Raw genomic sequence first — 23,521 nt, 5'->3', positions numbered from 1 at the left:
TCTTACTGAGTAAATATCTTGACTGGTATCTTTGCCTGCTCAGCAAGTTCGACAGCATGTTGCGTGCCGCGGGCGCAACCAGGTTTGCCGTAATCGGTATGGAACGCCAAAACCAGGTCTATGCCCGTTGTCAGCATTCTGACATTCAAGCCCTTCCATCCTTCACCAGGAAATGCGCGGTAGTCGGCATTGGTTTTTTTCATGGCCTCAACAGTAAAGCCCAATTCCGCTGCGACTGCTTTGGCGTGGGCATCTATACCGGGCGTATCGCCGGTCACGATGATGGTATCTGGTGGCAGTTGGGCCAGTTCGCGTCGGATTGCGACCTGGCTGTCCCAATTGGTGGCACCTGTGATCAATACTCTCACTAGTGATTTTTCTTGGCCAAGCCCAGGTAGGTATCTATGACACGCTGGTCATTGGTCAGTTCTGCGGCATCGCCTTCAAGCGCTATTTGTCCGGTTTCCAGCACATAGGCATAGTCGGCCACCTGCAAGGCAGCGCGGGCATTTTGTTCCACCAGCAAAATGGCAACGCCGGTTTGCTTGAGACGCTGGATGATGTGGAAAATTTCCTTGACAATCAACGGTGCCAGACCGAGGCTGGGCTCATCCAGCATCAGCAATTGCGGCTTGGCCATGAGGGCGCGGCCTACCGCCAGCATCTGGCGTTCACCGCCTGACAATGTCCCTGCTTCTTGCGTCCGTCTTTCTTTCAGGCGCGGGAAGAGATCGAACACGACATCGAGCTGGTCGGCATAGTTTTTTTCACCTGCCTGGTAGCGGCGGTAACTACCGAGCAAGAGATTGTCTTCCACTTTCATGCTGGCGAACAACTCGCGTTTTTCTGGCACCAGTGACATGCCTTGTGCAACGCGGTTTTCTATGCTGACGCTGGCCAGGTTTTTGTCAGCCAATAATATCTGACCGCGCACACTGCCCGTCGCGGGCAGGGCACCGGCGATGGCATTGAGCATGGTGGATTTGCCAGCACCGTTTGGACCGATGACGGTAACGATTTGTCCGGCGCCGACACGTATATTGGCGGGCTGCAACGCCTCGACCTTGCCATAAAACACTTGCAGGTCCTTGGTTTGTAATAAGGCAGGTTCCGACAATGAAGTCGTCGCCAGAATGACTGGCGCCCCTGCGTCTGATTGTGCTTCCGTTTCTGTAGAATTTGTCGTCATCAGTCTATCCCACCCAGATATGCTTCCAGCACAGCTGGATTCTGTTGTACTTCTTGTGGCAAGCCTTCGGCAATCTTGGTACCGAATTCCATGACCACCAGTTGATCCGTCAGGTTCATGACGAAATCCATGTCATGCTCAACCAGCAGGATACTCATGCCTTCAGCACGCAGTTTGCGCAAGAGTTCGGCCAATTCCTGTTTTTCTTTATAGCGTAAGCCGGCGGCTGGTTCATCCAGCAACAGCAGACTGGGGTCGCAACACAAGGCTCTGGCGATTTCCAGTATGCGTTGCTGGCCCAATGCCAGGCTGCCTGCTTCTTCATTGATCAGATGGGCAAGGCCTACACGTTCAAGCTGTTTTTTTGCCTCAGCCAGCAAGGAATTTTCTACCTTGCTATCACGCCGCAAGATGCTGGCGATGACTTCCATGACATCGCCGCCCTTGGCCCGCAGATGGGCACCGATCGCAACGTTTTCGAGTACCGTCATGCTGGCCAGCAAACGCACATGCTGGAAGCTGCGGCCTATGCCCAGCTTGACGATTTCACGCGAAGGCAGGTTGGCGATATCCTGCAATGTGCCATCACGGTAAAAACGCACGGCACCGCTGGTCAAAGGCAAGACGCCGGTGACCAGGTTGAACATGGTCGATTTGCCTGCACCATTAGGGCCTATCAGGCCAACAATCTGGCCAGCGCTGACAGTGAACTGCATATCATTGACAGCAACCAGGCCACCAAATTGCTTGCGCGCCTTGTCGATTTCGAGGATAACGGTATCGACTGGCGGTTTGGCACGTACTGGCAATAGCGCCGCACCTGCGGCTACCTGTATACCCTGATCTTCTGGCATCCATTTGGCAAACAGACACTTGCTCCAGCTCGCTAAATAAGGCCAGACACCATCACGGGCGCGTTGCAGCAATAAGACCAGCAAGACGCCAAACACGATGACTTCAAAATTGCCATTCGCGCCCAACAGTGCAGGCAAGATGCTTTGCAATTTGTCTTTCAGCAGGGTCAGCAGGGCTGAGCCTAACAGTGCGCCCCAGACATGGCCAGCACCACCAACCACGGCCATGAACAGGTATTCAATGCCGGCATTCAAACCAAATGGCGTGGGATTGACCGAGCGCTGCAAATGCGCATACAGCCAGCCAGAGACGCTCGCCAGCATGGCAGCGATGACGAAGATGATGACCTTCATGCGTGCGGTATTGACACCCATGGCTTCTGCCATGACGCCACCACCTTTGAGTGCGCGTATGGCACGGCCAGGACGGGATTGCAGCAGGTTTTGTACCGCGACGATCGCCAGCAGCAAAATCACCCAGATCAGGCCGAACATGCTGCGGCCGCTGTCGAGCTTGAAGCCAGCGATTTCTATCGCAGGTATGCCATTGAGACCATCATATTTGCCAAGAAATTCCAGATTACCGAAGAGGAAGAACAGCGACAGGCCCCAGGCAATCGTCCCCAGTGGCAGGTAATGGCCAGACAGGCGCATGGTAATCAAGCCGATTGCAAGCGCTGCCACCATCGTCAGCACCAGGCCAGCCAGCAAACCCAGCCAGGGTGAATAACCGAGGGCCGTGCTCAGATAGGCTGTAGAGTAAGCACCCAGTCCAACAAAAGCCGCCTGCCCAAAAGAGGTCATACCCCCTACCCCGGTCAGCAAGACCAGGCCAAGCGCAACGATGGCATACAGACCGATGTAATTGGCCAGGGTGATCCAGAATTCGGGTACCGGCACCAAGGGGAACAGCAACACCAGCGCCAGCAATATCCATTTACCGTGTTTGATGAGTTGTTTCATTATTCTTCATCCTCATCAGTATGTTTGCTGGAGAGCGAACGCCACAGCAATACCGGGATAATCAGAGTAAATACAATCACCTCCTTATAGGCACTGGCCCAGTAAGACGAATATGATTCCAGCAAACCCACCAACAAGGCACCCGCGGCGGCGACCGGATAAGACACCAGGCCACCGACGATGGCACCGACAAAGCCTTTAAGGCCAATCAAAAATCCGCCATCGTAGTACACCGTGGTCATCGGGGCGATCAGTACGCCGCACAATGCTCCCATGGCTGCGGCCAGGGTAAACGCCAGACGACCAGCCTGGGTAGTACCTATGCCCACCAATTGTGCGCCCAGGCGGTTGACGGCGGTAGCCCGCAAAGCCTTGCCAGACAGACTGCGTTCAAAATAGAAATACAATGCCCCTATCAACAAGGCTGAGACCGCAATCACTACCAGGCTCTGGCCAGATATCTGCATGGCACCGAGTTCAAAACGGGCATCGCTGAAAGCGGTAGTGCGTGAACCTTCGGCACCGAACATCACCAGGCCCATACCGGTCAGGGCAAAATGCACGCCGACAGAAACAATCAGCAAGACCAGGGTGCTGGCTTCTGCAAGTGGTTGATAAGCCAGGCGGTAGATCATGGGCCCCATGGGTACGACTATCGCCAGTGCCAACAATACCTGGGCAAACAACGGCCATTCCTGCGCGTTGACATTGCGTGCGAGTAGCCAGACAGCCAGTGGAAACAACAGCAGCTTGCCTGCGGACAAGGCGAGCACCTTGGCATTGACTGGCTGCTTGGCGCGCAACTGTGCATAAATTTCCTTGCCCAGGCAGAGCAAGCCAAAGGCCAGCAACAGGCTGGCAGAATGCGGGAACTTGCCCGACTGTATCGCAGCCAGGCTGAGTGCACCAAAGGCGACAAATTCACCTTGGGGTATGAAAATAATCCGTGTAACGGAAAACACCAGCACCAGCGCCAAAGCCAGCAAGGCATAGATGGCACCACTGGTAATACCATCCTGAGCGAGGATGGCGGCAATTGAAAAATCCATGTCAACCTGACTTTCTTACGTGCTTGATCTTGCCTGACTGATCTTGCGTACATTGACTGTACTAGCAGTTTGCCCAGACTTTGGGCCGAACAAAAAGGGAGCCGCGGCTCCCTTGATAAATCATCGATAAATCAGTTGGCCTGACCGATCAATTTCCATTTGCCATTGACGATTTGTACCATGACGCGGGAACGCTGGTCGAAACCCAGATGGTCAGTGTCCGTCATATTGACGATGCCATGCGAGACTGGCAGGTTGACCGTATTTTCCAAAGCTGTGCGCAAGGCAGCGCGGAATTCTTTAGTACCTGGCTGTGCCTTTTTCAACGCCACAGTCGCTGCAGATTCCAGCAACAGGCTGGCATCCCAGGCATGACCGCCAAAGGTGGAAACAGAACCTGCGCCATATTCTTTTTCATACGCCTTGACATAGCGCATGGCAGATTTCTTGACGGGATTATCATTGGACAATTGCTCAGCCACCAGCAATGGGCCTGCTGGCAACCAGGTGCCTTCACAATCCTTGCCACAGACACGCAGGAAGTCGTTATTGGCGACACCGTGAGTCTGGTAAATCTTGCCCTTGTAGCCGCGTTCTTTCAAGGTCTTTTGTGGCAGCGCTGCTGGCGTACCGGCACCGGCAATCAAGACTGCATCAGGATTGGTCGCCAGGATTTTGAGTATCTGACCGGTGACTGATGTATCGCTGCGGGCAAAGCGCTCATTGGCAACCACTTTGAGCTTGCGCAATTCAGCAATCTTGGAAAATTCTTTGTACCAGCCTTCACCATAGGCATCGGCAAAACCAATAAATGCAACAGTCTTGACGCCAGCATCGTTCATGTGCCCGGTGATCGCGGTGGACATATGTGAATCATTCTGCGGCGTTTTGAATACCCAGTAACGCTTGGAATCAACAGGCGAAATAATCGCCGAAGAAGCCGCCATCGAGATCATCGGCGTTTCATTTTCTGCTGCCACATCAACCATGGCCAGGGAATTCGGCGTGATAGTGGAGCCGAGCAAGATATCAACCTTGTCTTCAGCTATCAGCTTGCGGGCATTCTTGACAGCGGTCGTGGTATCAGATGCATCATCAAGTACGATGTATTCCACCTTCTTGCCGGCGATTTCCTTGGGCAGCAGGGCGAAGGTATTCTTTTCAGGGATACCCAGAGAAGCTGCGGGGCCAGTGGCCGACACATTGACGCCAACCTTGATCTGCGCATAAGCATTTGTTGCCAGTACCAGCGATAACATGGCAGGCAATGCCGCCAGTAAAAACCGTTTCTTCATGGGTAGTCTCCTGTTTTGCGATTATCTGCACTATTAATCATTACCAAACAATATGAATAAGAATGCAATTTGCCGACCGCTTGGTCGGTTAATTTTTTTCCAGTGTAACCTTTCCTTCGTGCAGGCACAATATTTAAGCTGGATCAATTTTCCAGATCAAAGTTGTGAGCGTAATTTATCTTTATACTTCAGATAGGCAAGTCATGTCAGCTTTCTTGCCAGCAAAACAAGTCTTGAATACACTTAGTTAATCTATTTCAATCAAATCAACAACAAAAGCACCACGCAGGGAATTGCACAGCATGATTTGCTCTGCCGCCTGCAAGTCTGGCAGCGTCAGGACTTGCTCAGTCAGTTGGTAACGCCTGTCTTCTAGCAAAATCGCCCGCATGATACCGGGTAAGACACCATCTTCAAGTGGCGGTGTCAGCCATTTGCCATTGAGCTTCAGCAAGACTGTACTGCGGCCACCTTCGGTCAAATGCCCTTTTTCGTTAAAAAACAACATGTCAAATGCACCGTGTTGCTCTGCAGCCTGCCAGGCCTGGTCATATTGCTGGCGCAAGCTGCTCTTATGGCGCAGGAACAGATTATGGCTATCACTGGCAGTTGTCGCCAGCATGACCTTGGGCTGCTCTGGCATGCTGGTCAGTAGCGCAGTTCGCACTTCAAGTTCGCCATCCGGCTTCAGTGCGAGGCGCAACCTGTGTGGCAGGTTGGCAGGCAGGGCATCGCATGTTTGTTGCAATACTGATCTCATCTGCTGCTGGTTCCAGGCAAAACCAAAATACTGTGCAGATGTCTGCAGGCGTTGCAGATGCCGTGATTGGTGACGGCAGCCTTCTTCCTGCGTTGCGTACATGGTTTCAAACAGTTCAAACTGAGGTGGCAGTCCGGTCAGGAAGCGTGCCTTTAAATGGCATTCTGCATATTCGTCCTGTGCCACACTGTCATACACGATGCCAGCACCTACCCCGAGCACACCGCGGCGCAAGACTGGCTCTGCACTATTAACGGGGACTTGTAGTTGCAGAGTGCGTATAGGTACAGACAGGCAAAAATCGCCCAATGCGCCTGGCTGTGCTGGCGGATCGAACCAGCCTATGGCACCGGTATACAAACCACGCGGCTCGGTCTCAAGCTCACGGATGATCTGCATGGTGCGGTGCTTGGGTGCTCCGGTAATCGAGCCACAGGGAAACAGGGCTGTCAGTATCTTTTCCAGATCCAGGCCTTGCTGCAAATCGGCTTCTACAGTTGAAGTCATTTGCAGCACACTGGAAAAGCGCTTGACCTCAAATAATTTGGGTACCCTGACCGTGCCGGTGTTGGCGATGCGCCCGAGGTCGTTACGCAGCAAATCAACGATCATGAGATTTTCTGCGCGGTTCTTGCTGTCGGCAGCAAGTTCTGTCGCCAGGCGCTGGTCTTGCTCTGCATCGCCAGTTGCCGCTGCCGTGCCCTTCATGGGGCGAGCCAGCAATTTACCCTGCTGCTGGCGCACGAATAATTCTGGTGACAGCGAAACGACTGCCTCGCCATCAGGCAGGCAGATCAGCGCACCGTAAGGCACGGGCTGGCGCTGGCGCAAGCGGCTGTAGAGTGCGGCGGGCGGGCCATAGCTGTCAAAACGCAGGCGGTAAGTGTAATTGACCTGGTAAGTGTCACCGGCAGCGATGTATTCCCTGACCCTGGCGATGCCTGCCTCGAACTGGCTGGCATCGACACTGGGCTGTATGTCTGCGATTCCGGCAATGGTGTGCGGTGCTTCTTGCGCCTGCAAAAAAGCAGTGACTTGCTGGCTATCCAAAATATGACATTGCCGGAACAGGAGTATGCGTGATACAGCGGCTGCTGCGTGTCCGTCATGCTCAGCAATACCTTGCAATTGTGCGCCGCTTTCATATGACAGCAATGCCAGCGCAAATCTGCCCCTTTGCAATGCCTGCTCTGCATCACGCCACAAGGCCGGCCATTGCTGCGCTGTACTGCAAGTCAGCACGCCGAGCAAATCGCAGTAGTAGCGCGATTGTGCCCGCTCTGCGTGAGCATCATCAAGCAGGGCAAAGCATTCCCCAGGCTGAGGGAGAGGAAATGGCAGGACAGGATTGTTGGAAAAATCTGACACGCGGATTCAAGCTAACATAAAGATGTGCCGCAGTGTACCCGCAGATGCCTGCTTCTGCATAAAGCGATGCACAAAAACGCCAATCAAGACAGAAGTATAGAACTCATTTCATCAATAAGGATGAGATGCGTTCTAGTGCCATGGCACTTTTTTATGACATGATTCTGGCACATAGGTATAGTCGCTGTTATTCAAGACAAACAGCACTTCCCACAGGGCAATTCGCAATATCTCTCATGCAAAACACTTACTTCAGGTTACCAATGGCAAAACGCATTTTTCGCAAGAATTTGCAGGCAATCGCGCTGGCGATGTTGGCTGCCTTGATCTTGGGACTGGTACTGTCTGCTTATCTTTTGCAAAGAAACCTGCGTTCAGAGGCCCTGTATAAATCTGACATCCTCGCCAGCAATATGGCAGACGCGATGATAGCCAATGATATGCGGCAATTACAAAGCCTGCTGTTGAATGCTACCAATACACCAGACATGCAGACTGCCTATGTCTATGACAGGCATGGCCAGCCCATATTGGCCTGGAATTCCCAGGGCCAGTTGATCAAGACAAGTGGTGTAGAGGCCACGACTTTGCTGAGGCGCCATGCGGTGGATTATTACCCCGGCAGTTTCAGCGCGATTAGCCCGGTGCTGAACGGCACTACAGTGATAGGTCAGGTTCAGTTGCAAATAAGTACCTGGCCGCTGTACCAGCATATTCTGTTGTTCTTTTTGATTGCCGCTTTCCTGTCTGTGTTTATTACTGTGCTGGCAGCTTACTGGCTGACGAACAAGCAGTTACGTTCCATGCAACCGATCATGGAATTAAGCGTCATTGCTGAAAAAGTGGCAACACTGGGCGATTACAGCTTGCGCGCACCACAAGACCCGGAACACGAACTTGGCAGCCTGAACATGCATTTCAATCTCATGCTGGCAAGGATGGAGGCCTGGGAAAACGACATGCAAAGCGAAGCCAGGGAAAGGCGCGAAGCCGACAGCCGCCTGGCCATTTTAAATAATCATGACAGCCTGACCAAGCTGCCTAACCGCCACTACTTCCACAGATTGCTCAGCAATTGCCTTGAAGATGCCGTCACCAATAATGAAATCGCCGCCCTGATGTTCATTGATCTGGACCATTTCAAGGGGCTTAGTGAAAGCTTTGGCTATGACGCCGGTGACCTGATCCTGGCGACCATGGCCAACCGCCTGTGCGGTGTATTGCGCAGTACTGATACGCTATGCCGTGTCGATGGCGATGAATTTGCCGCCATCATGCCCAATGTGGGCAGCCTGGAAGTGGTAGAGCAACTGGCAGACCGGCTGGTCAAGGCCATCAACCAGCCCATGACCTTGCGCGGCCAGCAAATCTTGTTGAGTGCCAGTGTAGGCATAGCCTGCTGCCCCCTGCATGCCAAAGAGCAGCGGCTATTTTTGCATCATGCTGATATTGCACTGAAAGCCGCCAAGGCCGCTGGCCGCAATACATGGCGCCTGTATAGCAAAGACTTGCCCAAGACTTCTCAGGCAGTGCAACTCAGCATCTGATGCTGATCTGATGCTCAATACGCAATATGCAGACGACGATATAAAAAGCTCAGTACAAACAAAGGGCCGATCAGCAAATAGCGCAAGTCATCAAAGAAAGAAGGTTTCTTGCCTTCTATCTTGTGGCCGATGAACTGGCCTATCCAGGCGACCACAAAAATTCCCAGTGAAATTTGCCACATCAGGTGTTGTGGCAGTTGCGAGAGTATCCACAACATCGTGCCCGACATTCCCAGCATGCCTACGGCAAACGGCACCGAGAGTGTCGTGTAATAAATCAGCGAAATAACAGTAACAGCAAGTGCCGCCATAGGGTGTACAGCCCAGATCAGGCCAAGGAAGGACAGCACGATCACGGGTACACAGACAAAGTGGATCAGTTCATTAGTAGGGTTCAGATGGCTTTCGCTGTATTTGGCCAGCAATTGCTCTATCTGTCTGGAATTGGCTTGTTGCATGAGGGTCTCCAAAGTATTGTTATATACCCAGAGTAATCCATCAATGAGCATCCTGCTTGAACGCAATCGCCATCCTGTGCAATTCTGAGGGTGCTACCCCCATCATGCTGCGGAAGGTGCGACTCATGTGCGCCAGGTCGGCAAAGCCAGATGCATGCGCAGCCGCTGTCATATTATTGCCTTGCGCAACTGCCGCCACCGCATCCACCATCCGTGACCATAGCAGATAACGTGACAGGGACATACCGGTTTGCTGGCGAAATAAATGGGTGAAGCGGCTTTCGGATAAATGCACGAGTCTGGCCAGGCTCTCGCCATTGCAATCTGCGCCATGGCTGGCGGCGATCGCATCGAGTGCGCTGAGGATGCGGCTATCGAGCGAGCTATTGTTCTGGCTGCGCGGCAAGGCACAGGCTTGCCAGACTTGACGTATATGCAGCGCTGTTACCATGTCCAGTGATTGATGGTGGTCGTCGGCCAGACCGGCGGCTAGCGCCTGAAATTCTGGCAGAGCCCCGAATGCCGCCTGCAAATCTGTCCCACCCCATTTCACTGCCTCTGGCATCTCCAGGAACAGATGCGCCAGCATGCCGCCATCACTCTCTATCTGATGGGCATCATGCGGGGCAAAGTTGGCACTGCGGGTTTCTGTCCACTCATGGTCTGCCTGCAGGCGAACACGGAACGACCGCTCCAGGCCATAAGTCAGTTGCAGTGCAAAATGGGTATGCAGGGACGAATCTATGCCTGGCGAAACCACCAGGGCGGCTCCGCGCCATAGAAATAAACGTCCGGGTTGCTGGGGCGGCTTCATCAAGGGCAATCGGCATCTTGTATAAATCAAACAAGGGCTATGATGCGTCAGCTAGCGATGAAGTGCAATCAAGCTTGATGATTAGCGTAACAGCAAAGCAATATGCATGTTCGCCTGTTCAGTCGGCAGCAATTTGAAGCCGGTCTTGGCAAAGCGCAACCAGCGACCCATGACAAAACTGCACAAGAGACTGGCGCGGGCCTGTGCTTCTTCTTCGGCAAAATGCCCTTGGCTGGCGGCCAGACGCAAGGACTGGCGGAAAGCCATTTCCAGTCTTTCAGCCAACTGATTCATGCGCAGTTGCAGGCGTTCATCTTCATTCACCAGGGCATCGCCGATCAACACGCGAGTCATGCCGGGATTGGTTTCTGCAAAATTGAGCAACATCAGGATGATGGACTGGGCTTGCACCATGCCATCTTCCTGGTTTTCATTGATCTGGTTGATGAGGCCAAAAATGGATGACTCGATGAATTCGATCAGGCCCTCAAACATTTGCGCCTTGCTGGCGAAATGACGGTACAGCGCTGCCTCAGACACGGCTACTTTAGCCGCCAGCGCAGCGGTCGTGACCTTTTCACCTTTGGGATGTTCAAGCATCGCCGCCAGCGTCTGGAGTATCTGTAATTTACGTTCGCCGGGTTTGGTGCTGGCCATAGGTGTCAAATAGTGGAGTCAAAAAAGGGGGACGCAGCAATACAGCCACATCCGGGGCGTGATTCTAAAGACCAGCCAGCAAGTACGCAATCCCCAGGCACATTTTGTCTGTGCCCGATTATCTATATCTCAAATCAGGCGCGCAGACGATGGATGTGACGGGCGAGTTGTATGACGGATTTTACTTTGACGTCGGCACAGGCAGCAGCTCTTTTACGCTGATGGGCAGGAGTATACCCTGTGACCCAAGCTGTGCGCAGACCTTCTTGCTTCGCAGCAAGCAAATTTTCCACACTATCTTCGACAAGAATGCAGTCCCTCGCCTGTTTGCCATAAGTCGCCAGCAACTTGCGCAGATAAGGGCGCGAAGGCTTGGGCTGCATTTGCCCGTGTACGCGCATGGCCTCGACCGGGATATGCGCATCAAAATGCTTGTGCAAACCCATGTGCCTGAGTACCCGGCCTGAATACACGCGCGGCGCATTCGTCAGCAAAATCTTTTTACCAGGCAAGCGACGTAGCAATTTCTTCAAGCCACGCTCGTACCTGATCATCGCGCTGAGGTCATCAAAATGATGAACCTCTTGCAAAAACTCATCTGCCCTGACGCCATGGTGCCTGACCATACCCAGCATGGTGACGCCATAGCGGGCATAGTATTGCTGACGGATGGCATTTACCCGCTCGGCATCTGCCGGCTTGCCATCTTCACCCAGCACACGCGCCAGGAAGGCATTCATGTTCTGGCTGATGACAGGGAAAATCGCATGTGAGGCATTGTGCAGCGTATTGTCCAGGTCAAACAGCCACAAGGGCTCTGAGCGCCTATGCATGAGACAGGCACTCCAATAGCTGCTTATATTGGTTCATCAATGACTGCGTATCATGGTACCGAAGGCTTGTTCGGTCAAGACTTCCAGCAACAAGGAATGTTCGATACGGCCATCAATAATATGCACGGTATTCACGCCTGATTTGGCAGCATCGAGTGCCGATGAAATTTTTGGCAACATGCCGCCAGAGATAGTCCCGTCTGCAAACATTTCATCAATTTCACGGGCCGACAAATCGGTCACCAGATTGCCTTGCTTGTCGAGCACGCCTGGGATATTCGTCATCATGATAAGCTTTTCAGCTTTCAGGATTTCGGCAATCTTGCCTGCGACCAGATCGGCATTGATGTTGTAAGCCTGGCCATCTGCACCAAAGCCGATAGGAGAAATGATGGGGATGAAGGCATCATCTTGCAGCGCTTTGACAACCGCAGGGTTGATGGCATCAATCTCGCCGACAAAACCGATGTCGAGCATGGCACCCGGGTTTTCACGGTCTGGCATCATCATCTTGCGGGCGCGGATCAGGCCGCCATCTTTCCCGGTCAGGCCCACGGCCTGACCACCGTAGTGGTTGATGAGCATGACGATATCCTGCTGCACCTCACCACCGAGTACCCATTCAACCACTTCCATGGTTTCTTCATCGGTGATACGCATACCCTGGATGAAGGTACCCTGCTTGCCCATTTTCTTGAGCGCATTATCAATTTGCGGGCCGCCGCCATGCACCACTACCGGGTTCATGCCGACCAGTTTGAGCAAAATGACATCACGGGCAAAGCCGTGCTTCAGGCGTTCTTCCGTCATGGCATTGCCGCCGTATTTGACGACAATGGTTTTGCCGTGGAATTTACGGATATAAGGCAAGGCTTCCGCCAGAATTTCAGCCTTGATGGCTGGTTCCACACCGGCCAACCGGTCTTCCGGTGCAAGTTCTTCTGTCGTGTTTGCGTTCAAATCGCTCATAATGACGGGGTATCCTGAAGGTATCATAGGGGGTTATTTCAACTTATCCGAATTTTACAGGATTTGAGACCAAAGCTTTTCCAATTCAGTCACTGGATATATGACATCGATTACAGATTTACACAAACAACTCGAAAACCTGCGCCCGGGGCTGTATCGGTTTGCACAATTACAACTGCGTAATGAGTGTGCAGCGGAAGACGCCGTGCAGGAAACCTTGCTGGCGGTGCTGGAAAAGCCGGACAGCTTTGCTGGCAATTCCTCGCTGCGTACCTATGTGACCGGCATACTGAAGTTCAAGATCATCGACCACCTGCGCTCACTCAAAAAAGAAAAACCGCTGGAAATCAAAGATGATGAATCTGAAGATGATTTGATAGACAGTTTATTTAATGCCAACGGCCATGTGATAGGCATGCCCACCGCCTGGGGGGCACCCGAAGCAACATTGCAACAAAAAGATTTTTTTCGCGTACTGGAAGTCTGCCTGGAAAATCTGCCCGCCAAAACTGCCAGGGTATTCATGATGCGGGAATGGCTGGAACTGGAAACAGAAGAAATTTGTAAGGAATTGGAGTTGAGTACGTCTAATCTATGGGTGGTGCTCTATCGTGCGCGATTACGCCTGCGTGAATGCCTGGACCTGAACTGGTTTGGCAGGGTGTCATCAGGAGAAAAAATATGAGTGTCTTTATCGTTTGCAAACAAGCACATCAGCTCATTTCTGAGGGCTTGGACCGCCCACTCAGTCTGTCTGAGCGCAGCCAGTTAAAAATGCACCTGGCAATTTGCCGTGCCTGTACCGGCTTTAATGGGCAAATGTCATTCTTGCGCAAGGCAATGAAAAAGACCGCCAGCGAAGGCTTGCCCTCAGAAACCGATAATACGGGTGGCAAAGGCAGTGCGACATGAGCGTTTGCCCACGCTGCCAGACTGTGTTTAGCTGCGCGATGGCAGACAATAGCGGGCTGGCGTGCTGGTGCATCGCCTTGCCCCCGATTGCATTTAAAAAATTACCCGATGGTGAATTGAAGTTGGATGCCAGTTGCTTTTGCCCGCATTGCCTACCACAGTGGAAGGCGGAGCGTGAAGCCGAATACCAGCTTAACAATAAGCTACGTGATACATAATCTGCACGTAGCGAGCAAGCCCACAACGCCAATTTGACAATTCAGTTACCATAAGCTTTTTACATCCCGGTTTTCAGCATGTCCAACGATACGCCCCTTGCTTATAAAGCTGTCAATATCCCCGTCTCGCAGCGCATACGTGAACGCATCACGGCCAGCAAGACTCGTTTTCACGCCAATGACAATATCGCCCGTTTCATCGAAGCAGGTGAGATGGATGAATTGCAGGCGGAAGTCGAAGAAAAGCTGCGCGCCGTACTGGAAAGCCTGGTAATAGATACCGAGAGTGACCATAACACTCAGGACACTGGCCGCCGCGTCGCCAAGATGTTCATACAGGAAGTCTTCAAGGGCCGTTATGTGCCCATGCCGCCGGTCACTGAATTTCCGAATGCGTCGCATTTGAATGAATTGATGATCATCGGCCCGATCACCGTACGCAGTGCCTGTTCACATCATCTGTGCCCGATTATTGGCAAGGTGTGGATCGGTGTCATGCCGAATGAGCATTCCAACCTGATCGGCCTGTCTAAATATGCGCGTATCGCTGAATGGGTCATGAGCCGCCCGCAGATACAGGAAGAAGCGGTGGTACAACTGGCCGATACCCTGCAAGAAAAAATGCAACCAGATGGCTTGGCCGTGGTCATGGAAGCCGACCACTTTTGCATGCATTGGCGTGGTGTGAAAGACATGGAGACCGCCATGATTAATAGTGTGATGCACGGTTCCTTCCTGAAGGATGCGAATCTGCGCCGTGAATTTTTATCCCTGATCAAACGCTAACCAGGACTTGCCATGCTTGTACGCTTACTTTACGCCAGCCGCGTCGTGGATGAAAAAATGTGCGATATCGTGCAATCCATCGTCAGCCAGTCACGTCAGCATAATCCGCAACACGGCATCACGGGTGTACTTTGCCATAGTGATCAGGTATTCATGCAAGTGCTGGAGGGTGGCCGCGAAGCGGTCAATACCCTGTACAGCCACATCTTGCGCGACGCCCGCCACACCGACGTGATCCTGCTCGATTATGAAGAAATCCAGGAACGCCGCTATGCAGGGTGGACCATGGGACAGGCAAACATGGGCAAGATCAATCCTTCGATTTTGCTGAAGTATTCGCCCTTGCCGGTACTTGACCCGCACCGCATGTCAGGCAAGATATTGCTAGCCTTGATTGATGAACTGATGGCGACTGCGTCTATCGTTGGGCGAACCTGAGACAGATATTTTCCCCTGCCCCTGTTTATTCCAGGTGAAGGCGTCGTTCAGGTTCGTGCCTGTGCAAAAACTTGGTCAGGGAATCAGGCGGAGAACTGATGCTCATGTCTTCCAGAATCTGACCCACGCAACCACGGTGGTAGCCACCATGGGTAATCACATGCAGCAACATCTCTTCGCATGACATCGCGCCCCTGTCTCCATCAGTGAAGGTCAACTCCACGCGTTGCTTGAGGCGCTCAGTACTGAGTCCTGATACAAAATTGAAATACCAGTTATCGGTCGCGGTGACAATCTCGCGCAATGCAGATAAATCCGGTACTTTTTCGGAATTTGTTGCTGTAAAACCAGTTGCCCCAGTTCCGCTCAAATGGCCCTTGAAGATCCTGTCCACCACGTTGACGTGATCAAGCGCGTGCAGCATCGCCTGGAATTTATCGGGGTATCGCTGGGCATCAAATTTGGCAAGAGCGGCATGCATTTCCGCGTTGGCCCAAGCCTTGTAGCTGAAGAGTGAAACCAGAATACTATCCATATTAGCAAATCTCTTTTGTCACTACACTTATGCAACCGCAAGCTGCGCTACAAGACGACCATCGGATTGAGCCTCCTGCATGAATTCTGCTGCATGGAAACCGAAGATATTGGCAATCGCAGGGCCGGGGAAATGCTCCATGCTCTGGTTATATTGCATCACGCAATCGTTGTAGGCTTGACGGGCGAAAATAAGCTTGTTTTCAGCATCATTCAATTCCCCTGTCAGCCTTTGCATATTTTCATTGGCTTGCAAATCGGGGCAGGCTTCGGCAATCGCGAACATCCTGCCTAAAGTCACGGTGAGTCTGTCTTCGGCTGCAGCCAGATGCAGGATTGCAATACCAAGCAGGGGATGGATACAAGCCATAGCATTGGCAGAGACAGCATCATTGAGCGCGGTGATAATAGCCTCCAGCGCTTCGCGCTCGTGCTTCATATAACCTTTTGCAATCTCCACAAGGTTGGGTATTAGTTCATAGCGGCGTTTGAACTGTATATCCATTTGCGAAAATGCATATTTGATGCGCCTGCGTGAATTGAGCAGGCGTTTTTGTATGCCCAGCACCCAGAATGCCAGTATTGCGAAGATGACCGCCAACACGATCATTGCAATCATGATGTCTCCAGAAAAAACATGACCGGCACACTAGTGCCAGTCATGCTGGTTTAATTGTCGCTGGGAGGATTTTTGTTTGGCGTAGTCTGGAAAGTCTTTAATTCTTCTTCGCTGATGTACTCGAATACTTTGACGACTTTGCGCACACCGTTGATGCTGGCAGCCAGGTCGGCGGCACGGGCACCTTCGCCTTGCGTTACTCGGCCCATCAAGTAGACAACACCCGCTTCAGTCACCACTTTAAAAGCAGTCGCAGAAACATCTTTGGCATCGACAAAGGTTGCCTTGACCTTGGTAGTGATAAGGGCATCGTTGGAACGCGAAGTGTAATTGGAAACAGGGCCAATGATCAGTTCATTGGCGACCGAGACCACGCCGTCAATCGCGCGCATTTCGCGCTCCGCAGCAGCCTTGGCATTGTCATCTGCGACTTCACCAGTCAGCAAGACGCGGCGGTTAAAGGAATTGACATCTACATGGGAATACTTGCCCATGATGCCAGACAGGCGCGATTCACCCTTGATGACAATACCCTTATCGTCCGTTTGGGCCCCAAAAGTACGGCGATCAGTTGCTGCAAATGTACCGATGACTGCACTACCGACCACCATCTCCACACAACCTTGCAGGCTCAGGGCAGCAGCACAGCTCAAACTTATTACGGCAACAGACTTGCCCAGCTTGCTCCAGGATTTTTTAATCATCAGCATCACCTCCGAATAGAGCGGCATCAATGCCGTCACATATACAATGTATGGTCAATAAATGAACTTCCTGTATGCGTGCGGTCCTGTCATGCGGTACGCAGATATGGACGTCGGCTTCAGTCAGGATCGTCGTAATTTCTCCGCCGCCCTTGCCAGTCAGCGCCACGACACGCATATCCCGCTCAAGTGCAGCATTGATGGCATTCACCACACTCAGCGAATTGCCGGACGTGGACAAAGCCAGCAAGATATCGCCAGATTGCCCAAACGCCTGTACCTGCTTGGAAAACACTTCGTTAAAACTGTAGTCATTTGCTATTGCAGTCAGAATCGAGGTATCTGTCGTCAGCGCCATTGCCGGCAAAGGCAGGCGTTCACGCTCGAAGCGTCCTACCAGCTCGGCCGCGAAATGCTGGCAATCGGCTGCAGAACCGCCATTCCCGCAGGCGAGTATCTTGTTACCGTTAGACAGCGCCGAGAACATGAGTTCCACAGCGTCTGAAATAGGCTGGGCCAGCTCTGCGCCAGCCAGCATCTTTAATTCTGCACTTTCCTGGAAGTGCGCCAATATGCGTTGATTTGTCATAATGCTTACTTAGTCTGATTGCGTCAGATTATACGGCAGGCACGGCATTAGTGGACTGTAACAGTGAAAGCAGAGTGCCTGACATGTGCGCGCCTACCATGGCTGCGTTGCAAATGCTCGCGATAGTCCCACTATCGCTGCGCATGCTTCTGTCCTTGTCTTGCCTTGGCCCCCTGCCCACCCTGGCAGGCGTCTTTCACTTCAGCTTTCACTATTCCAGTCCCCCTATCCTGACATTTCCTCAAGCGACGATAATATTCTTTAGCCAGTTGATCTCTTCACCATCTATGGCGACCAGGTCAAAACGACAGGCTGGCTGGGTCTTTTTTGCTAATAGATAGACTTGTGCAGCGTGCACCATGCGCCTTTGCTTGGCAGGAGTGACGCTGGCTATGGCTCCACCAAACTGCATGGAGCTACGCTTTCTGACTTCCACGAAGACCAGCACGGCCCCATCTTGCATGATGAGGTCGATTTCGCCACCTTTGCATAAAAAATTATGTTGTATCAGTTTTAAGCCTGCTGTTTGCAAATACACCAGCGCCAGGCTTTCTGCTTCGTCCCCGGTACGGCGACGGCTGGTGCGCTGATCGGCTCCTGATTTGCTATCTGGCGTTTCTGAAGTCTTTGCGAGTCTCATTGGCGTACAATCTCGGCTAATTCATTTGCTTAATTTGCTTACTAAATAAAGGAACAGGCATGAGCACCACCGACAACGTACTGTTCACGAGTGCCACGGTGATTGAGGCAGTCACACGACAAAATTATCCGGCAGCGACATTATATGTAGTCGCTACGCCGATTGGTAATGTTGCCGATATTTCCCTGCGCGCCTTGCACCTGCTGTCACTGGCAGATGCCATTGCTTGCGAAGATACCCGCAATACTGCCCAATTGCTATCACGCTATGGTATCAGCAAACCCCTGATCGCTGCCCATCAGCATAATGAGCGTGAAGTGGCAGAAAAAATAGTGACTCGCCTGCAGGCTGGTGAGCGTATTGCGCTGGTGTCTGACGCTGGTACGCCCGGCGTATCCGACCCCGGTGCCAAGATCGTGGATGCGGTCAAACTGGCGGGCTTGCCAGTCACACCCTTGCCGGGCGCATCTGCCGCCATTAGTGCCTTGTCAGCCAGTGGCCTGATCCATGACCGTTTTTATTTTGTTGGCTTCTTGCCAGCCAAGGCCGGACAGCGCGACAGTATCTTACGGGAAGTGCAGGCCATACCCGCCAGCCTGATTTTTTACGAAGCGCCGCACCGCATCATCGAAGCTGTGGCCGCCATGCGCGCTATCTTTGGCGACACACGCCGTATCGTACTGGCGCGCGAAGTCAGCAAACTGTTTGAAGAAATCCACCGCTGTAGCCTGGCAGAAGCAGAAAGCTGGCTGGCAGCCGACAGTCACAGGGAAAAAGGCGAATATGTGATACTCATCGAAGCTGCACCTGCTGCTGCAGATGAACAAGAGCTCGAAGCCCGCAGAGTCTTGCAGATTTTGCTGGGAGAATGTTCAGTCAAGCAGGCAGCAGGGCTGGCAGCGCAACTGACAGGGCAAAAGAAAAATGCCCTGTATCAGATGGCGCTGGAAATGAAACAGGATGATGAACAATAAGCCTCGCGAGAAATAAAGCCTAACGCTGCACGACCAGGGGTTTACCCACACCAAGATCACTGGCCTGGACAATTGCTGCTGTTGCTTCATTCCGGTTGGCAAATGGCCCACTGACGAGGCGATACAGGCTGCCTTGCTGCACGATATCAAAGCCAGGCAGCTTGCTGCTTGCCCTGCCCTTGAGATGATTCATGATGGCTTCAGCATTTGCCCGTATCGCGTAGGCACCGAATTGTATGTAGTAGCCTGGGATGGCTGACGAAGTTGTGTTGGTTCCAGCCGTGCTTGTTACCGAATTTGCTACGCTGGTAACTGGCTGGGTAAATTTTTCTACCGGCTTGTTTTCCTGGGCTGCCAACAATTCTTCCATGCTCATGGTCGCAACGGGATTACTGCGTACAACTGGCATTTCTCTGGCAGGTACCGGGGTCGTGATCGCGGCCGCCGTTTCCTGGCGCACAGTCTGCATAGGCTGTGCCGGCTGGTTTTTGCGGTTCTCTGCCATTCTTTCTATATCAGCAGGTAATAAGCGTTCTACTTCAATCTGGCTGCTACCCTTGCCTATGACATCGAGCTTCAGCGCTGCGGTATAAGACAAATCGATGATACGGCTGGCATGGAAAGGCCCACGGTCATTGATACGCACGATGATTTGCTTGCCATTCGTCAGATTTGTCACCCTTGCATACGATGGTATCGGCAAGGTAGGATGGGCTGCGGTGACTTTGTACATGTCATACAGTTCACCGGATGAAGTCTTTTGCCCATGGAATTTTTTGCCATACCAACTGCCGACGCCACGTTGCACGAAAGGGGTAGTGCTGTCAGCGATAGGCGTATAGGTTTTACCAAACACCACATAAGGCTTGTTACCTGAGCGTGAATAATTCTCCAGCGTGGGAATGGGATCTACTGTATTTTCCAGGCCTTCGGGCATGTTGTCACCGGGGCCGTCATCCTTGTAATAAGCACCTTTGCCAGAATTTGCCTTGGGCAATGCTGCGGTCTGAGAAGGGCTGGATTTTGTGCCGCTTGCAGGGCGCGGGCTATCGGGAGTAATAACGTTATTCTTAGGAGCACTGCCACATGCCACCAGTAATACTGCGCTGGCTGCCAGCAGGGGTAAGCGGCAGTCAGGAACACGCATGGCAGACATGCGCAATCTCATGTCTGCACCAGTTTACGGTTACGTTGTACGCTCATCATTATCCCTAATCCCATACCCAGCGTCACCAGAGCAGTGCCGCCATAACTCATGAAAGGCAAAGGAACCCCCACCACGGGGACGATGCCTATGACCATGCCCATGTTCACAAAGGCATAGGTAAAGAATATCATAGTCACAGCACCGGCCATCAAACGGGAAAATAGTGTAGGCGCGTTGGCAGCAATCACCAGACAGCGCAGGATCAATAAAAAGTACAGGGTGACCAGGACAACATTGCCGACAAAACCAAATTCTTCAGAGAATACGGCAAAGATAAAATCCGTAGTATGTTCAGGAATGAATTCCAGATGGGCTTGCGTCCCTTTCATATAACCCTTTCCATGCAGACCACCAGAACCAACAGCAATGGTCGACTGTATGATATGGAAACCCTTGCCCAGAGGATCGCGGTTAGGGTCCAGCATGGTCAATACCCTGTCACGCTGGTAGTCATGCAGCATGTACGGCCAGACTACGGTGGGAATAATAATAGCCGCCGCTGTGATCAATGAAATCAGAAATTTCCAGGACAAACCAGCCAGGAAAACGACGGTAAAACCAGCTGCGGTGACCAGCATGGCCGTGCCCAGGTCAGGCTGTTTGACGATCAGTGCCGCAGGTATGCCGAGAATCACGGCACCTATCACAAAATCGCGCCAGCGCAAGGCTCCTTCACGCTTCTGGAAATACCAGGCCAGCATGAGCGGCGTGGCAATCTTCATCATCTCTGATGGTTGCATGTCTATGCCGACATGCAACCAGCGCCGTGAACCTTTTTTGACCAGGCCAAAGACGGCCACGGCAATCAGCAAGGCCACCCCGAAGGTGTAAATAGGTATGGCAAAGCGCATCAGTGTCTGGGGCGGGATATTCGCCATCACCCACATGATGAAAAGAGACACCATGATATTCCTGATCTGGCCTTCAACCCGTCCAGGAAAATCCATGCCCGCAGAATACAGGGTCATGATGCCTATCGACATGATCAGGAACACCAGTATCGCCAAAGTCGCGTCAAATACAAAAATATGCGAACGGATGAAATGCCAGTTAATACTATTTTTTTGCATTTTCAATCCTTATTGCCTAAGGTTTCACCGCCAGCCTTGGGAGCCGGATCAGGCTCAGCCGGTGTCTTGACTTCAGCATCAGAACGGTACAAGGTCATATCGCTTTGTGGCTTGGGCTGTGGCGGGACGTCCTTGCTATCCTTGTCCTTTGGACGTTTGCCCAGCAAGTAATAATCGAGCGCCTTACGCACGATAGGGGCAGCGGCCTCGGCACCAAAGCCACCATTTTCTACAATAATGGCAATGGCAATTTTTGGATGGTCCGCAGGTGCGAAGGCGGTATAAAGGGAGTGATCGAGATGGCGTGCAGCCATGCTCTTGGCATTATATTTCTCGCCCTTTTTGATGCCCACCACCTGTGCTGTACCTGTCTTGCCACCGGAAACATATTCAGTTCCCTGAAACACTCTGGCCGATGTACCTTCTTTGGTCACACCAACCATGGCATTTTTGATGAAATCTATATTTTCCTGTTTAAGAGGAATGCGGGCAGTCTCTTTGGGAACGGTCAGCACTCTTTGTCTGGTTTGCGGATCTTCTGTCATCTTGACCAGATGCGGTTTCATGATGATGCCGTTATTTGCCAGTGTCGCCATGGCGTGTGCCATTTGCAAAGGGGTGAAAGTATTTTGTCCCTGACCAATCCCCAGAGAAATCGTGTCACCCAGTACCCAGCGCTGTTGTGCCGGTTTTTTCTTGAAGGCTTCCCGCTTCCAGGCAGTCGAGGGTAACAAGCCAGACCGTTCATGCTCCAGGTCAATGCCGGTAATTTGGCCAAAACCAAAGGGTTTCATGAAATCATGCATGACATCTACGGTCAGGTCATTGGCCAGCATGTAGTAATAGGTATCGCAGGATTGCACGATGGAGCGGTACATGTCGACCATGCCATGCCCGCCCGCTTTATCGTCCTTGAAGGTATGGTTGCCAAAAGTAAAGTAGCCAGGGTCGGCAATTGCCTGCGAGGTGGTGCGCTTGCCCAGCTCCAGTGCGGCCAATGCCATGAAAGGCTTGTAAGTGGAGCCTGGTGGATAGGCACCTGTCAATGGACGGTTCAGCAAGGGCTTGTCTTCAGACGTATTGAGCTCGTTCCAGCTTTGCTGGTCTATGCCCTCAACAAACAGGTTAGGATCATACGTAGGCTTGGAGACAAAGGCCAGCACGTCACCGGTCTCAGGTTCGATGGCAACCAACGCACCACGCCTGTCGCCAAAGGCTTCTTCTATGACTTTTTGCAGCTCTATATCGACCGACAAAATCAGGTTCTTGCCTGAAGTCGGCGGCGTGCGGGACAGCACACGCACAGCCCTGCCACCTGCTGCTACTTCCACCTCCTCAAAGCCAGTACTGCCGTGCAAGATCTTTTCGTAGCTTTTTTCCAGACCTTCCTTGCCTATGTAGTCGGTGCCGTTGTAGTTGGCGGCATCGTCCATTTCATCAATGATCTCGGCATCCTTGGGGCTGATACGCCCTATGTAGCCAATCACATGAGAAGCCGAATCGCCTTGTGGATATTGACGGAACAGGCGGGCCTGGATATCGACACCGGGAAAGCGAAAGCGCTGGGCTGTGAATCTGGCAACCTCATCATCTGTGAGTCGCGTACGTATCGGCAGGCTTTCAAAACTTTTGGAGTCTTCCAGCAACTTGCGAAAACGCTTGCGGTGCTTGGGCTGTATGTCCACCAGTATCGCCAGTTCATCAATCAGGACATCCATGTCCTTGTTGATTTTTGAGGGTGTGATTTCCAGCGTATAGGCGGAGTAATTACGCGCCAGGATGACGCCATTCCTGTCCGTGATCAGCCCACGGTTGGGAACGACGGGGACGATGTCAATGCGGTTTTCATCTGCCAGCAAGGCATAATCATTATGCTTGATGATTTGCAGCCAGACGAAGCGCGTAACGAGTGCGGCAAAACACAGGAATACGAATACGCCGATGAAAATCAGGCGCATGCGGAAATAATGCAGTTCGCGTTCCGTGTTTTTAAGTTCTGTCATAGTGAAAAAAGTGAAGCAGATGAAGCAGGTGAAGCAGATAAAGCAGGTCAAACTACAGACAGCAATCAGAA

The 23,521-nt window shown here is 52.2% G+C and carries 26 protein-coding genes; 7 read left to right on the top strand and 19 right to left on the bottom strand.

All coding sequences use genetic code 11. The features are described 5' to 3' along the window. Positions 1-2: 2 nt before the first annotated feature. The 6 genes from ACO0LG_RS14125 to pabB all read right to left on the bottom strand — a co-directional run bounded on the left by ACO0LG_RS14125 (position 3) and on the right by pabB (position 7,478). Positions 3-368, bottom strand: coding sequence for an SLOG family protein (locus ACO0LG_RS14125; RefSeq protein ID WP_423027341.1), 366 nt, complete (start codon positions 366-368; stop codon positions 3-5). Beyond that, positions 368-1,189 carry an ABC transporter ATP-binding protein gene (locus tag ACO0LG_RS14120; RefSeq protein ID WP_423027339.1) on the bottom strand — a complete coding sequence of 274 codons (822 nt, stop codon included), beginning with the start codon at positions 1,187-1,189 and terminating at the stop codon, positions 368-370. Before ACO0LG_RS14120 ends, ACO0LG_RS14125 begins: the two co-directional genes overlap by 1 nt. Then, positions 1,189-3,006 (bottom strand): ABC transporter permease subunit, encoded by a 1,818-nt coding sequence (locus ACO0LG_RS14115; protein WP_423027337.1) that lies wholly within the window; start codon positions 3,004-3,006, stop codon positions 1,189-1,191. Before ACO0LG_RS14115 ends, ACO0LG_RS14120 begins: the two co-directional genes overlap by 1 nt. Beyond that, positions 3,006-4,055: a branched-chain amino acid ABC transporter permease gene (locus ACO0LG_RS14110; protein WP_423027335.1), complete on the bottom strand. Its 1,050-nt coding sequence runs from the start codon at positions 4,053-4,055 to the stop codon at positions 3,006-3,008. Before ACO0LG_RS14110 ends, ACO0LG_RS14115 begins: the two co-directional genes overlap by 1 nt. 131 nt (positions 4,056-4,186) lie before the next feature. After that, on the bottom strand, positions 4,187-5,350 hold the full coding sequence (locus tag ACO0LG_RS14105) for an ABC transporter substrate-binding protein (RefSeq protein ID WP_423027333.1): 1,164 nt from the start codon (positions 5,348-5,350) through the stop codon (positions 4,187-4,189). A 247-nt stretch (positions 5,351-5,597) separates the two neighbouring features. Beyond that, a complete protein-coding gene (gene pabB / locus ACO0LG_RS14100; protein WP_423027331.1) occupies positions 5,598-7,478 on the bottom strand; it encodes an aminodeoxychorismate synthase component I in 1,881 nt (626 codons plus the stop codon). Positions 7,479-7,741: 263 nt separating this feature from the next. Between pabB and ACO0LG_RS14095 the strand changes: the two genes are divergently transcribed. Then, positions 7,742-9,025: a diguanylate cyclase domain-containing protein gene (locus ACO0LG_RS14095; protein WP_423027329.1), complete on the top strand. Its 1,284-nt coding sequence runs from the start codon at positions 7,742-7,744 to the stop codon at positions 9,023-9,025. Positions 9,026-9,039: 14 nt separating this feature from the next. On the opposite strand, the gene ACO0LG_RS14090 is transcribed toward ACO0LG_RS14095, so the two are convergent. The 5 genes from ACO0LG_RS14090 to argB form a co-directional block, all read right to left on the bottom strand. Continuing rightward, complete coding sequence (locus tag ACO0LG_RS14090) at positions 9,040-9,483, bottom strand: DUF962 domain-containing protein (protein WP_162043759.1); 444 nt, start codon at positions 9,481-9,483, stop codon at positions 9,040-9,042. Positions 9,484-9,523: 40 nt separating this feature from the next. Then, positions 9,524-10,297: a helix-turn-helix transcriptional regulator gene (locus tag ACO0LG_RS14085; protein WP_423027989.1), complete on the bottom strand. Its 774-nt coding sequence runs from the start codon at positions 10,295-10,297 to the stop codon at positions 9,524-9,526. Positions 10,298-10,378: 81 nt separating this feature from the next. Beyond that, on the bottom strand, positions 10,379-10,954 hold the full coding sequence (gene slmA / locus ACO0LG_RS14080) for a nucleoid occlusion factor SlmA (RefSeq protein ID WP_423027327.1): 576 nt from the start codon (positions 10,952-10,954) through the stop codon (positions 10,379-10,381). A gap of 134 nt (positions 10,955-11,088) precedes the next feature. Beyond that, the gene (locus tag ACO0LG_RS14075) at positions 11,089-11,787 is read right to left on the bottom strand and encodes a pyrimidine 5'-nucleotidase (protein WP_423027325.1); all 699 of its coding nucleotides are present in this window, start codon (positions 11,785-11,787) and stop codon (positions 11,089-11,091) included. 36 nt (positions 11,788-11,823) lie between these two features. Continuing rightward, positions 11,824-12,756: an acetylglutamate kinase gene (argB, locus tag ACO0LG_RS14070; RefSeq protein ID WP_423005826.1), complete on the bottom strand. Its 933-nt coding sequence runs from the start codon at positions 12,754-12,756 to the stop codon at positions 11,824-11,826. 100 nt (positions 12,757-12,856) lie between these two features. On the opposite strand from argB, the gene ACO0LG_RS14065 reads away from it, so the two are divergent. The 5 genes from ACO0LG_RS14065 (at position 12,857) to ACO0LG_RS14045 (ending at position 15,110) form a co-directional block, all read left to right on the top strand. Next, positions 12,857-13,441, top strand: a complete 585-nt coding sequence (locus ACO0LG_RS14065; protein ID WP_423027323.1) for a sigma-70 family RNA polymerase sigma factor — start codon at positions 12,857-12,859, stop codon at positions 13,439-13,441. Beyond that, on the top strand, positions 13,438-13,668 hold the full coding sequence (locus ACO0LG_RS14060; RefSeq protein ID WP_423027321.1) for a zf-HC2 domain-containing protein: 231 nt from the start codon (positions 13,438-13,440) through the stop codon (positions 13,666-13,668). The genes ACO0LG_RS14065 and ACO0LG_RS14060 overlap by 4 nt, the downstream gene beginning before the upstream one ends. Beyond that, complete coding sequence (locus ACO0LG_RS14055) at positions 13,665-13,886, top strand: cysteine-rich CWC family protein (RefSeq protein WP_423027319.1); 222 nt, start codon at positions 13,665-13,667, stop codon at positions 13,884-13,886. The genes ACO0LG_RS14060 and ACO0LG_RS14055 overlap by 4 nt, the downstream gene beginning before the upstream one ends. 78 nt (positions 13,887-13,964) lie before the next feature. Next, on the top strand, positions 13,965-14,672 hold the full coding sequence (gene folE / locus ACO0LG_RS14050) for a GTP cyclohydrolase I (RefSeq protein WP_186955062.1): 708 nt from the start codon (positions 13,965-13,967) through the stop codon (positions 14,670-14,672). Between the two features lie 12 nt (positions 14,673-14,684). Next, the gene (locus ACO0LG_RS14045; RefSeq protein WP_423027317.1) at positions 14,685-15,110 is read left to right on the top strand and encodes a BLUF domain-containing protein; all 426 of its coding nucleotides are present in this window, start codon (positions 14,685-14,687) and stop codon (positions 15,108-15,110) included. A gap of 25 nt (positions 15,111-15,135) precedes the next feature. On the opposite strand, the gene ACO0LG_RS14040 is transcribed toward ACO0LG_RS14045, so the two are convergent. The 5 genes from ACO0LG_RS14040 to ACO0LG_RS14020 all read right to left on the bottom strand — a co-directional run bounded on the left by ACO0LG_RS14040 (position 15,136) and on the right by ACO0LG_RS14020 (position 18,196). After that, the gene (locus ACO0LG_RS14040; protein ID WP_423027315.1) at positions 15,136-15,645 is read right to left on the bottom strand and encodes a DinB family protein; all 510 of its coding nucleotides are present in this window, start codon (positions 15,643-15,645) and stop codon (positions 15,136-15,138) included. A gap of 27 nt (positions 15,646-15,672) precedes the next feature. Next, on the bottom strand, positions 15,673-16,263 hold the full coding sequence (locus ACO0LG_RS14035) for a LemA family protein (protein ID WP_423027313.1): 591 nt from the start codon (positions 16,261-16,263) through the stop codon (positions 15,673-15,675). Positions 16,264-16,313: 50 nt separating this feature from the next. After that, positions 16,314-16,967 carry a BON domain-containing protein gene (locus ACO0LG_RS14030; RefSeq protein ID WP_423027311.1) on the bottom strand — a complete coding sequence of 218 codons (654 nt, stop codon included), beginning with the start codon at positions 16,965-16,967 and terminating at the stop codon, positions 16,314-16,316. Continuing rightward, positions 16,960-17,556 (bottom strand): phosphoheptose isomerase, encoded by a 597-nt coding sequence (locus ACO0LG_RS14025; protein WP_423027309.1) that lies wholly within the window; start codon positions 17,554-17,556, stop codon positions 16,960-16,962. The genes ACO0LG_RS14030 and ACO0LG_RS14025 overlap by 8 nt, the downstream gene beginning before the upstream one ends. A gap of 241 nt (positions 17,557-17,797) precedes the next feature. After that, complete coding sequence (locus ACO0LG_RS14020) at positions 17,798-18,196, bottom strand: YraN family protein (RefSeq protein WP_423027307.1); 399 nt, start codon at positions 18,194-18,196, stop codon at positions 17,798-17,800. 59 nt (positions 18,197-18,255) lie between these two features. On the opposite strand from ACO0LG_RS14020, the gene rsmI reads away from it, so the two are divergent. Next, complete coding sequence (gene rsmI / locus ACO0LG_RS14015; protein ID WP_423027305.1) at positions 18,256-19,170, top strand: 16S rRNA (cytidine(1402)-2'-O)-methyltransferase; 915 nt, start codon at positions 18,256-18,258, stop codon at positions 19,168-19,170. Between the two features lie 19 nt (positions 19,171-19,189). Here the strand turns inward: rsmI and ACO0LG_RS14010 are convergent, their stop codons facing one another. From ACO0LG_RS14010 to mrdA, 3 genes are read right to left on the bottom strand one after another with little or no spacing between them, the layout of a single operon-like run. Further along, complete coding sequence (locus tag ACO0LG_RS14010; protein WP_423027303.1) at positions 19,190-20,338, bottom strand: septal ring lytic transglycosylase RlpA family protein; 1,149 nt, start codon at positions 20,336-20,338, stop codon at positions 19,190-19,192. Then, positions 20,335-21,453: a rod shape-determining protein RodA gene (gene rodA / locus ACO0LG_RS14005; RefSeq protein ID WP_423027301.1), complete on the bottom strand. Its 1,119-nt coding sequence runs from the start codon at positions 21,451-21,453 to the stop codon at positions 20,335-20,337. Before rodA ends, ACO0LG_RS14010 begins: the two co-directional genes overlap by 4 nt. Then, positions 21,450-23,450 carry a penicillin-binding protein 2 gene (gene mrdA / locus ACO0LG_RS14000; RefSeq protein WP_423027299.1) on the bottom strand — a complete coding sequence of 667 codons (2,001 nt, stop codon included), beginning with the start codon at positions 23,448-23,450 and terminating at the stop codon, positions 21,450-21,452. The genes rodA and mrdA overlap by 4 nt, the downstream gene beginning before the upstream one ends. Between the last annotated feature and the right edge of the window lie 71 nt (positions 23,451-23,521).

The sequence above is a fragment of the Undibacterium sp. Ji42W genome (assembly GCF_049340405.1).
In the GTDB taxonomy this organism is placed as follows: domain Bacteria; phylum Pseudomonadota; class Gammaproteobacteria; order Burkholderiales; family Burkholderiaceae_D; genus Undibacterium.
Note: the sequence above shows the minus strand (reverse complement) of the source record. Positions and strands in the feature narration are given on the sequence as shown.

Bases quoted from the DNA above. Each gene is read 5' to 3' on its own strand.
- ACO0LG_RS14040 (WP_423027315.1), bottom strand. From the start codon at position 15,645: ATGGATAGTATTCTGGTTTCACTCTTCAGCTACAAGGCTTGGGCCAAC.
- slmA (WP_423027327.1), bottom strand. From the start codon at position 10,954: ATGGCCAGCACCAAACCCGGCGAACGTAAATTACAGATACTCCAGACG.
- rsmI (WP_423027305.1), top strand. From the start codon at position 18,256: ATGAGCACCACCGACAACGTACTGTTCACGAGTGCCACGGTGATTGAG.
- ACO0LG_RS14065 (WP_423027323.1), top strand. From the start codon at position 12,857: ATGACATCGATTACAGATTTACACAAACAACTCGAAAACCTGCGCCCG.
- argB (WP_423005826.1), bottom strand. From the start codon at position 12,756: ATGAGCGATTTGAACGCAAACACGACAGAAGAACTTGCACCGGAAGAC.
- ACO0LG_RS14010 (WP_423027303.1), bottom strand. From the start codon at position 20,338: ATGAGATTGCGCATGTCTGCCATGCGTGTTCCTGACTGCCGCTTACCC.
- ACO0LG_RS14055 (WP_423027319.1), top strand. From the start codon at position 13,665: ATGAGCGTTTGCCCACGCTGCCAGACTGTGTTTAGCTGCGCGATGGCA.
- ACO0LG_RS14105 (WP_423027333.1), bottom strand. From the start codon at position 5,350: ATGAAGAAACGGTTTTTACTGGCGGCATTGCCTGCCATGTTATCGCTG.
- ACO0LG_RS14115 (WP_423027337.1), bottom strand. From the start codon at position 3,006: ATGAAACAACTCATCAAACACGGTAAATGGATATTGCTGGCGCTGGTG.
- folE (WP_186955062.1), top strand. From the start codon at position 13,965: ATGTCCAACGATACGCCCCTTGCTTATAAAGCTGTCAATATCCCCGTC.
- ACO0LG_RS14120 (WP_423027339.1), bottom strand. From the start codon at position 1,189: ATGACGACAAATTCTACAGAAACGGAAGCACAATCAGACGCAGGGGCG.
- ACO0LG_RS14095 (WP_423027329.1), top strand. From the start codon at position 7,742: ATGGCAAAACGCATTTTTCGCAAGAATTTGCAGGCAATCGCGCTGGCG.
- ACO0LG_RS14030 (WP_423027311.1), bottom strand. From the start codon at position 16,967: ATGATTAAAAAATCCTGGAGCAAGCTGGGCAAGTCTGTTGCCGTAATA.
- ACO0LG_RS14090 (WP_162043759.1), bottom strand. From the start codon at position 9,483: ATGCAACAAGCCAATTCCAGACAGATAGAGCAATTGCTGGCCAAATAC.
- ACO0LG_RS14085 (WP_423027989.1), bottom strand. From the start codon at position 10,297: ATGAAGCCGCCCCAGCAACCCGGACGTTTATTTCTATGGCGCGGAGCC.
- ACO0LG_RS14075 (WP_423027325.1), bottom strand. From the start codon at position 11,787: ATGCATAGGCGCTCAGAGCCCTTGTGGCTGTTTGACCTGGACAATACG.
- ACO0LG_RS14020 (WP_423027307.1), bottom strand. From the start codon at position 18,196: ATGAGACTCGCAAAGACTTCAGAAACGCCAGATAGCAAATCAGGAGCC.
- ACO0LG_RS14045 (WP_423027317.1), top strand. From the start codon at position 14,685: ATGCTTGTACGCTTACTTTACGCCAGCCGCGTCGTGGATGAAAAAATG.
- ACO0LG_RS14060 (WP_423027321.1), top strand. From the start codon at position 13,438: ATGAGTGTCTTTATCGTTTGCAAACAAGCACATCAGCTCATTTCTGAG.
- ACO0LG_RS14025 (WP_423027309.1), bottom strand. From the start codon at position 17,556: ATGACAAATCAACGCATATTGGCGCACTTCCAGGAAAGTGCAGAATTA.
- mrdA (WP_423027299.1), bottom strand. From the start codon at position 23,450: ATGACAGAACTTAAAAACACGGAACGCGAACTGCATTATTTCCGCATG.
- ACO0LG_RS14110 (WP_423027335.1), bottom strand. From the start codon at position 4,055: ATGGATTTTTCAATTGCCGCCATCCTCGCTCAGGATGGTATTACCAGT.
- ACO0LG_RS14035 (WP_423027313.1), bottom strand. From the start codon at position 16,263: ATGATTGCAATGATCGTGTTGGCGGTCATCTTCGCAATACTGGCATTC.